We start from the raw sequence: 11,405 nt of genomic DNA on the forward strand, positions 1-11,405 counted from the left end.
CAATATAGGGTGTTATTTGTGCGAATCCATAATGAGTTTAAATTCGGATTGGTTTTATGTTGGGTTTGATTGTAGCTGATTCACATCGTTCCCTATGGAACAGGAATAAGCGGTTTTTGAATTCTATTCTTAAAATACAAAAAGATGAGTGTGCTTGCAATGGCGGCAAAAAAACACCAGACAGATACAAAGGTTTTGGCATAGATGAGAATTGCTATACAAAAACCAATCATGATGACAAAACCGGCCAAGTGTAGATTTTTAAAACTCGATAGAATAAAAGGTAAACAGGTGGATATCAGATATAGCACGATGACCAGCGGATAGATATGAACATCATGTTCATAATAAATATTGTCGTTGATGATTTCGGCCGTAATCGGCTGACGGGCTATGCCGATAACAGTATAAAGTGCCAACAACAGGCCTGAGATTCCAATGAATGCAATTATTTTCTTGCGCGTGTTATCTGTTTCTGCGAAATATATTGCAAAAGGAACATAAAGTGGCCATATAACGCCAACAAATACACCGTAACTATTGCTTAACCAGAATTGAGCCTGCGGGTTACCACTGTCTATTGAGAGCCACAGCAGGCCTTCCACGATTTGCTGTGCTGCAAAAATAAACGGGACTAGCGCTACTGGAATATCTTTCTTGGCATCAATTCTTTTGATGATTGCTGCGCCGACGACTAAAAGAGAACCGCCAACGATAAAGCTCGCTTCTGCTGAAAAACACATGGTAATAGTCGTTTAATGATTATCTGGATCGCTGCAGAGGCTTGTCTGGACGTTGCTTCGATATGTATGTGCTGTCACGATAACGCCAGTATAACTGTTTTAAATGCGGATGACAGAAAAAAACGATGCTGTTCGAATAGATTCGGATCCTAAACCACTTTCTTGAAACCAGAATTTAGGTATACTCCTAATTTTAATCTAACCACCGAGATAGGGGAGGTCAATCATGTCAGATCATATTTATAAAATCATGGAGCTTACCGGTTCGTCCACAGTCAGCATGCAAGGCGCGATAGAGAATGCGATCGCAAGAGCGGCTAAAACCGTTAAAGATATGCGCTGGTTTGAGGTTACCGAAACACGCGGACATATCGAAGAAGGTACAATCAAGCACTGGCAGGTGACCATAAAAGTGGGTTTTACATTGAGAGATTAATTCATGTTAGTTGGTTTGGGTTACACCTGTGGACGTTTAACACTATCGATCCAATGAACTGACGCCTATGCTCTGGATAAAATCCCTGCATATCATTTTTATGGTGACCTGGTTTGCCGGGTTGTTTTATTTGCCTCGTTTGTTTGTTTATCACGCTATGTGCGAAGATACGCCAGGCAAAGAGCGATTCAAAATTATGGAGCGCAAGCTCTATTATGGCATTATGACACCGGGTGCGGTATTGACGGTTGTTTTTGGTATCTGGCTATGGCTTGGCTATGGTTTTACAGGCGATTGGCTTTACGCAAAACTTGCATTGGTTATGGTGCTAATTGTTTATCACTATTTTTGCGGTAAATATGTCCAGGCATTCAAACTGGATAACAATACGCATGGCCATGTTTTTTATCGCTGGTTTAATGAGTTTCCCGTGTTGATCTTGTTTGCTATTGTGATGCTCGTTGTGATTAAGCCAGTATTGTTTTGATTAACTTCTGTATTTGAAGAGCAGTTACCTGAAGTTTTTCCAGAGACTGTGCTCAATGAGTGAATTATTTTTGTTGCTCCTGTTAATGGTGCCAGCGAAACATGCGTAGTGAAGTTTGATTATTCCAAAAGAGCAACGAATAGCTGGATGTGGCATCATTTCAGGAATAACTGTTGGGCTGGCAACCATTCTTGGGCATTAGTAGCGTTATCAATCATAACAGGCTTAAATTGCTCACTTATTCTGTATCAACTTCTTTTTCTGGCTGTTTTGCATTGTGCCGACCGCCTCGTTAGTGTTTCCAACGGTCAGCAAACTGAAAAAGCAGCAGGAATGGGCGTCATCGTTTTTAGAGATTATCTTTATTCGCTATCTGACATAACAATAAACAGGGATAATTGTCGGTAAATTTTACACCTCATGCTTTGGTCACTGAGGCAACTTAAATAATAGACTGTTTATAATTGCCATTTTATATTCGGCACATTTCTTGCTTATACTAAAGGTAGCATGCATGAAATCTCAGTATGATCAAAAAAACGTGCAGCGCTAAAATGGCTACTTATCTTATGGGTACCCCAAAAAATTACTTTGTTCAAGAAAATCATTTGTGACCATTTGATCTGTATCTGGCACTCTAATTTAATACTGCCAAAAATGAATATTTAGCACAGTATTCTGTTGACAGAGCATCACTGCCAGAATAAACAGCCTGCATTAGAAATCGGGGTTTATCTGAATCCTGTTTCCATAACACTATAAATTCAATGTAAAAACAAAGGGCTAAATCTGCTTTAAGTCTAGAAAGAGATGCCCGTCTCATTCGAACTGATATTGTTTGATTGATGAACAAATTCAGTATCGTTTAAACATCTACTGGATCGCAAGGATTAGAAATTATGAAAGAACTGGAATATGAATGGTTTGCTAAAATGTTCTGTAGAGTTTTCATTGGCATTTTATTATTATTATTTTTAATTGTAGCGCCCGGTAGAACTGAAGGCAGTTGGAAGTTAGATGTCAACTCGGATATCGCCCGTATTCTGGCCCTCGCGCCTGAGAATAGTTGGGTAAAACTGAATGCAAATCGATATGACGATGCCTGGACGCCATTTGAGCAGAGGCCAAAACCACCCGAAGCACCTAATGTCGGGTCGCCGCACAGTATCATTCTAGCCTGGAGCTCAATGGCGTGGGACTCTAACCGGGGTAATATCATTATCTGGGGTGGCGGCCATGCAAATTATCCTGGGAACGAAACCTATATTTGGGAAACGTCTTCACTGAATTGGACACGCGGCTCGTTACCTTCGGATGTCAAGCTGATTTCCGGTGTTCAATATGAGGCTATTGATGGCGTATTCAATGCGCCAATCGCCGCACATACTTATGATAACTCGGAATTTTTTCCTATTCTGGATCGGTTTGTAACATTTGGCGGCGCTGCTTTTAATACAGGCACACGCTTTGTCCACGCGGACGGCTCGCCAACGGGCCCCTATTTCTTTGATCCCGCGTTAGCTGACGCTAATGCAGTGGGCGGTACAACCGGCTCGCAGGTGAGTCCAGAAATTTTTACCAATGTCGTCGGTAAAAATATGTGGACTAACCGGGATAATCTAATTCCAAGTACTCCGGGGGAAGTATTGCCGAATTATTTTATTAATACGGCGTCTGCTTATGCTGAAGAAAATGGCGTTGATGCACTTTATCTTCAGACGAATAGCCAGTTGTTTCGATACTCTGCCTTTTCAACTACGGATTCATCACAGGACACCTATGAAGTTGTCGGAACGGTGCAGTCCGGATCTACTTTTTCTGGACAAGGTGCTGGCGCCTATGATCCACAACGTAAAATTTTTGTGCGAACTGCTGGCAGTAGTTTTATCTTCTGGGATCTCAATCAGCCAAATGGTGTAATCGCCAGAAATGTAATTTTTTCTCCGGTAGATAGTGAAGGTACATTTGATTTCAGCAAATTAATCTACTTTGGTCTCGATTATGATCATTTGCGTCAGGTCTTTCTTTTATGGGACGGTAATCAGGATATTTGGCAATTAATACCGCCGGCGGATCTGGCTTCCGGGACCTGGACATTAAGTCGCTTTACTCCGGATGGTCTTGCAGCACCCCAAAATACTATAGTGAATCCTGTTCTTGGCAAGTGGAAATATGCGCGTGCACTGGATGCTTATATCGGCCTGTATGATGCTAATGCGGGCGATATTTGGGTTTATAAGCCGGCAAACTGGCAACCTGAAATTGCAAATGACGGCGTAGCGATAGCAAATCTTGTAGAAGGTGAAGTAATATATTCAAATCAGTCGATTGAAATCTCTGTTTATGCTTTGGGAAAAACGATTTCGAGTGTGCAGTATCTGCTTGATGGAAATGTCATTGGTTCATCTGATATCGCACCATTCGGTTTTCAGTGGGATAATAGAATCCCCGGCTCGTATGTTTTAACCGCTAACGCCTTGTTTACCGACGGTACATCTGCCGGATCTTCGCCTATCAATGTTGTCGTATCGTCTGACACGATTCAAACATTAAAACTTCAGAATGGCCTGGATGCCTATACCGGAACTATAGATACCTATCTTGATGAAGGTCTGAATGCGTTTAATTTCTCCGGAAAAGATACTTTGTATAGCCGGCCAACCGGTGCACGTTTGACGCCACTTGTTCGATTTGCAATTTTTGAGAGTGAAGGTGGACCAATACCTGACGGCGCCTTAATCCGAAAAGCAAAATTGTCACTTTACAAATATTCTGTGTACGATCATGTCTATGGTTTGCACAGAATACTATCCGATTGGGATGGCAGTAGTGTGTCTTGGTTGCAGAGAACTTCCGGCGTAAATTGGGGTTCGCCAGGCGCAAACACATCCGGCGTTGATTTTTCGAATCTAGCCGATGGCGAGGGCAGCATTGCATGGGATGTTGGATGGCTTGAGGTCGATGTGACACCGGGCGTTCAGGATATGAGTGCAAATGGGCAAAATTATGGCTGGAAGCTGGTTCCAATCAGTGGAAATAATAATCTAATCAGGTTTTCAAGCAGTGAGAGCGCTAATGCAATACAAAGACCTGTTTTGGAGATAGAGTACGTTTCAGGATCTGGACCAGTAAATTCTGCGCCAACGGTTAGTATGACGGCTCCCACAGCGGGTGCGGCATTTATTGAAGGCTCTCCAGTTTTGATGGTTGCCAACGCGAGTGATGCGGATGGCAGCATTGCCAAGGTTGAATTTTATGCGGATGGTGTTTTGCTCAATGAAGACTTGACCAGTCCCTATGAATTTTCTTGGGCCAATGCGACAGTTGGTGCGCACACGCTACATGCGGTTGCGACAGACAATAACGGTAAGAAAAGAACGTCCGCAAGTGTTTCAATTACCGTGAACCCAGTTGTTGCCAACAATTTTCCACCGACTGTAAATCTAACTTCACCGCTTCAAAACGCAGAGTTTCAGATCGGAACGTCCATTCAATTCAATGCAACAGCATCTGACTCGGACGGTTTTGTTGCCAAGGTGGCATTTTATGCCAATGGAAACTTGCTCGGTGAGGTGTTTAACGCGCCTTATCAGTTTGTCTGGACGAATCCTGCAGTGGGTTCATACAGTCTTCATGCGATTGCAACCGATGATGACGGTAGCGCTACAACATCGCAGTCCAATCAAATTAATGTGATTCAGTCCACGCCGAGTAACGGCACAAAAGTAGTACTTCAGGAAGGGCTGAATAGCTATGCGGGAACGGCTGACGCCTATGCTTATGAACATTTCAGTACCATCAATTATGGTAATAGCGATTCGTTACTGGAAAAACCAAGCGGAAGCCGGTTGGCGCCGTTTATCCGGTTTGCCATTTTCGATAGCGAGGGCGGTCCGGTGCCAGATGGTGCTGTGATCACATCGGCAAAATTATGGTTATTCAAATATTCATTTTACGACCATGTTTATCGCGCCCATCGCGTGTTAAAGAACTGGGCCGAGCAAGATGTTACCTGGGAACAAAGCGAGTCTGGGATACTCTGGGGCAGCGCAGGTGCGTTAGGCATGGGTCAGGATATTGCGGTCGCTCCTGATGGGGAAGCTGCTGTGTCCTGGAATCCAGGATGGCTAAGCCTTGATGTGACAAGTGGTGTCCAAAGCATGAGTGCAACAGGGCAAAACCATGGCTGGAGACTGGTGCCGGTGAGCGGTAATAGCAATTTGAAAAAATTCGCCAGCAGCGAATACCAAATAGATGCGACGCTACGGCCAAAGTTGGAAATTGAGTATCTACCCGATAGCGGCTCTGTAAATTTGCCACCGACCGTCAGAATGACAGCGCCGGCGTCGGACTCTGAATTTGTTGAAGGTACACCTGTTTTATTAACTGCCGATGCAAGTGATCCCGATGGTGTGATTACAAAAGTCGAGTTTTACGCAAATGGGGTATTGATAGGGGCAGATGCAAGCAGTCCTTATGAGTTTTCTTGGACAAATGCATTGCCAGGTACGCAAACGCTACAGGCGGTGGCTACTGACGATGGCGGCAAAACAACAGTTTCTTTGAGCACCACAATTATCATTACTGACTTGATCAATCAACTGCCAGTGGTGTCATTGACCGCACCAAGTGCCGGTGCTATTTTTGAAGTAGGCGTTCCTATATTGATTTCAGCCGATGCGAATGATATTGATGGCACTGTTACTAAGGTAGCTTTTTATGCTGATGGTGCTTTGCTCGGAGAAGTGACACAAGCGCCTTATGAATTTTCCTGGACGAATGCAACCGAAGGTATGCATACAGTCCATGCGATTGTTACTGACGACGGCGCATTGACAGGCGCCTCTGAATCAGTTGGCATTGATGTCACGCAAACCATCAATAATGGTAGTGTCCGTGTTACATTACAAAGAGGGGTAAATGGCTTTGCCAATGTATGGGATAGCTATATTTATGAATACCATGATTTCGTGAACTTCGGTACAAGTAAGAAACTTTTCGATAAATCAACAGGTTCTCGCTTGGCGACACTGGTTCAGTTTGCGATTTTTGAATCGGAAGGCGGTTTGGTTCCCGATCAAGCAGTAGTTACATCTGCCAAGCTGAAGTTGTACAAGTCTTCATTCTATGATCATGTCTACAGGGCGCATCCAGTACTCGTGCCTTGGCTGGAAAATCAAGTGACCTGGCACGAGAGTCAGTTAGCGGTTTTCTGGGACCAGGTTGGGGCTAATGGTATTGGAGTCGACATCGATAGTCAGTTCGATGGTGAAGGTTCTGCACCGTGGGGTCCGGATTGGCTTGTTGTTGACGTGACCAGTGGTGTGCAGGCGATTCAAAGCGGCAGGGCAAACTTTGGATGGAAGTTGGTGCCTGTTAGCGGTAATACCAATACGAAGACATTTGTCAGCAGTGAATATGCTGAAGGCGTTACTTTACGGCCTGCGCTGGAAATTGAATATCTACTTGAATAAGCAAAGCAAGTAATCCCGGTTTTGCCAGAGGATTGCCAGGAGCATAACCGTTACGGCTGTTGCCGTAACAGTTATGTGGTTTGGTGCTGCATTGAGAGAGTGCTTCAGCCATAAGCCTCCGGCATTGCCGGATATCGTTTTGTTTTTTTTTTTTTTGTCTTCAAGTCGGCGGTTTACTCAAGTAGAATTTGAGTGGTTGGATGTAAGGCGCGCATTTCATGCATACTGACTTGCGCACGAACCCGCAATATCAAATTGATAGTGTATTGGTTATTGATGACCCTATGAAGAACTTCACGACACTTGAATCCAGCTATCCTCACGGAGAGGTTGTTGCGGTGATGGGGAACGTCGTTGATGTGCATTTTCCGCCGCCGCTTCCGGCACGAAATTTTCAATTGCTGGCAGGTGCAACCGGACAGGTTGTACTGGAAGTTCAGACACATCTGGATCCTTCAACAGTACGCTGTGTCGCATTGAACGCAACACGCCGTTTGGGAAGAGGTATGCGGGTTTGTAATACCGGCGCTACATTACAAATGCCGGTAGGTCTGGGATTGCTCGGACGCATGTTGAATGTGTTTGGAGAAACGATTGATGGAATCAATAAGCCAATTGACGCTCAAGCGTACTGGTCCATACATCGCCCCTTGCTGCCACTGGCGGAGAGAACCACAAGCACCGAAATTTTTGAGACCGGCATTAAAGCCATTGATCTGTTGGCGCCACTGGAGCGCGGCGGTAAGTCGGGCATGTTTGGCGGCGCAGGTGTCGGCAAAACAGTCTTGATCAATGAGCTGATTAACAATATGGCCGAGCAATACGAAGGCATCAGTTTGTTTTGTGGTATTGGTGAACGTATGCGCGAGGCTGAGGAAATGTATCGGGCCATGGAAGAATCGGGTGTTTTGGAAAAAGCAGTGTTGATCTATGGGCAGATGAATGAACCGCCCGGAGCGCGATTTCGTGTTGGGCATGCGGCTTTGACCGTCGCTGAATATTTCCGCGATGTGATCAAACGGGATGTTTTATTGCTGATCGATAACGTGTTTCGCTTTGTTCAGTCAGGCACGGAAGTGTCGGGATTGATGGGGCGTATACCGTCACGCGTTGGTTACCAACCTACACTCGCTACCGAATTGGCCAAACTGGAGGAGCGTATCTGCAGCTCGCAAAACGGCAGTATTACCTCGGTACAGGCAGTTTACGTGCCTGCCGATGATCTGACCGATCCGTCTGCAACTCATATTTTTGCGCACTTATCCGCCTCCATCGTATTATCCCGGAAACGCGCCAGTCAGGGTTTTTATCCGGCAATCGATCCTTTGCAGACTGAGTCAAAAATGCTTACGCCTACAATTGTCGGCAAACGTCATTATCGTGTTGCTCAAACTGTACGGAGCACGCTTGCCGAGTATGAAGAGCTCAAGGATATTATCGCCATGCTCGGGATAGAAGAGCTTTCCCGTGAGGATCGATTAACTGTCAGTAAGGCACGCCGCCTGGAGCGTTTCATGACCCAGCCATTTTTCACAACTGAACAGTTCACCGGACAGGTAGGTAAACGAATTTCCCTTGAACAGACGATTGAAGGGTGTGAACGCATTTTGTCAGGCGAATTTTCGGAAGTTAGTGAGAAGGCCTTTTATATGATTGGTTCAGTCGATGAAATAAATCGTGGATAAAGGTTTGAATACCACTGAATTAAGGGCACCTCTAAAAATCCATAATTGCGAGCATCCGCATCGCGGATTGCCTGCTTACCCCGTTTCGACACAGTTCGTCGTTGTTCACAAAAAATGTTTCCTTACATATTAATCATATGCTGCGTCAATATTTTTTGTTCTCGCCTTGTCTTGTTTAAAACTCTGAATTTTTAGGGGTGCCCTTTATGCAGTTACAAGTGCTGTTGCCTACCGAAATACTGGTTGATGAAAAGGTGATTAAAGTAATCGCCGAGGCTGAAAATGGTTCGTTTTGCTTGCTGCCGAGGCATATTGACTTTGTTGCCGCATTGAAACCCGGTATTCTCAGTTTCTATTCGCCGGATGGTGAAGAGGGCTTTGTCGCCGTCGATGAAGGTGTTCTGGTTAAATGCGGATGTGACGTGTTTGTTTCCACGCTAAATGGCGTTCGGGGTACTAACCTAGATCAGTTGCAGGCACTTATCGATGAGCGTTTTCTCGAACTTGATGAACATGAGCGCAAGGCTCGCACGGCGTTAGCACGGCTTGAAGCGGGTACTTTGCGTGGATTCAAAGAGTTGCGGGAACAGAAACGGTAAGAATGCTGTATTGCACAGGGTCAGAATTGTTAAGATACAATCAGCAAAACTTCATATAATTTGCGCAAACTCGAACGACGATTGACATAAATCATTGGCACTTTCTTTTTAGAGTGTTATCCTTGCAAACGCTATTATAGCGAGGCCAGTGCCAGCTATTGCTCAGAATAGTACGAATCAGAAACTTTGCTTGAAAAATACAATAACTGACAAATATTGGATATGAAGAAAGGAAGACCTCTAGGATTCGATCCTAATAAAACGCTGGAAATTGCCATGAACATTTTCTGGGAAAAGGGATATGACAGAACAACGCTCGAAGATATACTCGATGCCGCGAATATTTCAAAAAGCAGTTTTTATAATGCCTACGGTAATAAGTACAAAATATTCGAAAAAAGCCTTGATCTTTTTTGCGATAACCAAATAGCAATGGTTGAAAAAGGTTTGAGTCATTTTTCGAATGGGCGTGAATTTCTTGAGGCATTTTTACGTAGTATTGTTCAGAGTGCGCGGTTAAAAGAACCGCATCTTGGCTGTTTCTTAGTAAATACTGCACATGAATTTGCGGGGCGCGATGCTCATGTATCTCAAAAGTTGAATGGTTCAACTTTGAGACTTAATGGGATATTGCAAGAGGCTATTATAAATGGACAATCAGCCGGTGTCATTAATCAAAGGAAAGAGCCGGGCACGTTAGCTTTTTACATAATGTCAAATATTGCAGGTATTCGTTCGATGGTTTCTGCACAGGTCGACCCGGACCGACTTGACGAGATTGTAGATGTTACCCTCGCTGCGCTTGATTAACCCTAAAGTGAATGGTGAATAGAAACAGGGTATTCAGTTCGGCTAACGATAGCGTTGAACGGATGGGTGCACTCCCTGTCTTAATGTCCTGATTGCCTCTTCAGGGCTGCCGACAATCTGTTTATGCGGACAGAACAGGTTTTTGGACAGTTCGCGTTGCGCATAGAACTGTCGGACGAAACTGAGCGGTTGCCATTCGGATTCCCTGGGTTCCGACCAGGTTTTGTCGTCGCGCCCTATTGCATATAGTTTTCTCTCGTTTGTTGCACAGCGGATGCCTTCAAAGCTGATATTCATTGCTCCCGTTGAGGACTGGGTGACCAGGGTAAAACGTATTACGCCGTCTTGGCCAATACTGATGGATGTTGCGTCTACAAAATGTTTATAGTCTGTGATTGAGCCTGCATCAAATGCAATCAGATTGCTTGCATCAGGGTAGGGCGGCAATTGGGATAACTGCTCAATCCATTTTTTCTCGGCGTCAAATTCGTCTTTGAATTCCTTTTTAGCCGCGCATGCAGAGAGCAGCAGCATGCCGATAAGCAGGAAATACGGCATTTTCATTCGTTGATTCATTTATGCACAGACCAGGTCATTGGTCAATGATGCCTTGCTTAGTTCGTCAACCGGATCGATCGTTGCTTGATACGCTGGGTGATCAATACCCATAGACAACGTGCTATGGTGATGCAATGCTGCTATCATGTCACGTGTCAGTTCAAAGCGCAAAAAATGCACGGACGATGTTTTTTCATCATTTTCGCGATCCAGATCTTCATCGGCAATCGCGTATACGGCTGGAAAATCGCCGATTTTTACCCAGACCCTGTCTTCGATGCCGACCATTTCCGCAAGACGGGCGGCGCGTTCCGCCGGATCGGGGTATTCAATCATCATCGTGGCTTTCCAGTTTGATCCATCGGGTACAAGCGGCAGGTAGGTGTTCAGTTCATGAACGATTTCGTCTTCCTGAAAGATGCGTTCCACATGCAGCATTTCCTGAATTTGATAACGGATAGTAATTTCGTCCTCAAAAAAAAGAGTGATGTGATTACCGAGCGGGATTTTGCGTGATTTTTTATGCGCCATGACTTCTTTACGCTTTTCTTTACGTACTTTGGCGTAATCTTCCAATGTTAATAGGCTGTCGCGTGTAATATTGGTCATTTTC

The 11,405-nt window shown here is 44.6% G+C and carries 9 protein-coding genes; 6 read left to right on the forward strand and 3 right to left on the reverse strand.

Annotated elements, in window-relative coordinates; genetic code table 11:
* Positions 1-92: 92 nt before the first annotated feature.
* On the reverse strand, positions 93-743 hold the full coding sequence (locus tag MRK00_12815) for a hypothetical protein (GenBank protein ID MDR4518253.1): 651 nt from the start codon (positions 741-743) through the stop codon (positions 93-95).
* Between the two features lie 226 nt (positions 744-969).
* Between MRK00_12815 and MRK00_12820 the strand changes: the two genes are divergently transcribed.
* The 6 genes from MRK00_12820 (at position 970) to MRK00_12845 (ending at position 10,234) form a co-directional block, all read left to right on the forward strand.
* Positions 970-1,179, forward strand: coding sequence for a dodecin family protein (locus tag MRK00_12820; GenBank protein MDR4518254.1), 210 nt, complete (start codon positions 970-972; stop codon positions 1,177-1,179).
* A 67-nt stretch (positions 1,180-1,246) separates the two neighbouring features.
* Positions 1,247-1,666 carry a CopD family protein gene (locus tag MRK00_12825; protein ID MDR4518255.1) on the forward strand — a complete coding sequence of 140 codons (420 nt, stop codon included), beginning with the start codon at positions 1,247-1,249 and terminating at the stop codon, positions 1,664-1,666.
* Between the two features lie 899 nt (positions 1,667-2,565).
* The gene (locus tag MRK00_12830) at positions 2,566-7,140 is read left to right on the forward strand and encodes an Ig-like domain-containing protein (protein ID MDR4518256.1); all 4,575 of its coding nucleotides are present in this window, start codon (positions 2,566-2,568) and stop codon (positions 7,138-7,140) included.
* Positions 7,141-7,424: 284 nt separating this feature from the next.
* The gene (gene atpD / locus MRK00_12835) at positions 7,425-8,825 is read left to right on the forward strand and encodes a F0F1 ATP synthase subunit beta (GenBank protein ID MDR4518257.1); all 1,401 of its coding nucleotides are present in this window, start codon (positions 7,425-7,427) and stop codon (positions 8,823-8,825) included.
* A gap of 206 nt (positions 8,826-9,031) precedes the next feature.
* On the forward strand, positions 9,032-9,424 hold the full coding sequence (locus MRK00_12840; protein ID MDR4518258.1) for a F0F1 ATP synthase subunit epsilon: 393 nt from the start codon (positions 9,032-9,034) through the stop codon (positions 9,422-9,424).
* A gap of 222 nt (positions 9,425-9,646) precedes the next feature.
* Positions 9,647-10,234, forward strand: coding sequence for a TetR/AcrR family transcriptional regulator (locus tag MRK00_12845; protein ID MDR4518259.1), 588 nt, complete (start codon positions 9,647-9,649; stop codon positions 10,232-10,234).
* A gap of 42 nt (positions 10,235-10,276) precedes the next feature.
* On the opposite strand, the gene MRK00_12850 is transcribed toward MRK00_12845, so the two are convergent.
* Together MRK00_12850 and MRK00_12855 are read right to left on the reverse strand one after the other, a co-directional pair.
* Positions 10,277-10,810 (reverse strand): CNP1-like family protein, encoded by a 534-nt coding sequence (locus MRK00_12850; protein MDR4518260.1) that lies wholly within the window; start codon positions 10,808-10,810, stop codon positions 10,277-10,279.
* A complete protein-coding gene (locus MRK00_12855) occupies positions 10,811-11,401 on the reverse strand; it encodes a DUF3501 family protein (protein MDR4518261.1) in 591 nt (196 codons plus the stop codon). It lies immediately after the preceding gene.
* Between the last annotated feature and the right edge of the window lie 4 nt (positions 11,402-11,405).

This window comes from Nitrosomonas sp., assembly GCA_031316255.1.
In the GTDB taxonomy this organism is placed as follows: domain Bacteria; phylum Pseudomonadota; class Gammaproteobacteria; order Burkholderiales; family Nitrosomonadaceae; genus Nitrosomonas.

Excerpts from the sequence above, each read along its gene's own strand:
- MRK00_12815 (MDR4518253.1), bottom strand. The coding sequence starts at position 743 with ATGTGTTTTTCAGCAGAAGCGAGCTTTATCGTTGGCGGTTCTCTTTTA.
- MRK00_12820 (MDR4518254.1), top strand. The coding sequence starts at position 970 with ATGTCAGATCATATTTATAAAATCATGGAGCTTACCGGTTCGTCCACA.
- MRK00_12825 (MDR4518255.1), top strand. The coding sequence starts at position 1,247 with ATGCTCTGGATAAAATCCCTGCATATCATTTTTATGGTGACCTGGTTT.
- MRK00_12830 (MDR4518256.1), top strand. The coding sequence starts at position 2,566 with ATGAAAGAACTGGAATATGAATGGTTTGCTAAAATGTTCTGTAGAGTT.
- atpD (MDR4518257.1), top strand. The coding sequence starts at position 7,425 with ATGAAGAACTTCACGACACTTGAATCCAGCTATCCTCACGGAGAGGTT.
- MRK00_12840 (MDR4518258.1), top strand. The coding sequence starts at position 9,032 with ATGCAGTTACAAGTGCTGTTGCCTACCGAAATACTGGTTGATGAAAAG.
- MRK00_12845 (MDR4518259.1), top strand. The coding sequence starts at position 9,647 with ATGAAGAAAGGAAGACCTCTAGGATTCGATCCTAATAAAACGCTGGAA.
- MRK00_12850 (MDR4518260.1), bottom strand. The coding sequence starts at position 10,810 with ATGAATCAACGAATGAAAATGCCGTATTTCCTGCTTATCGGCATGCTG.
- MRK00_12855 (MDR4518261.1), bottom strand. The coding sequence starts at position 11,401 with ATGACCAATATTACACGCGACAGCCTATTAACATTGGAAGATTACGCC.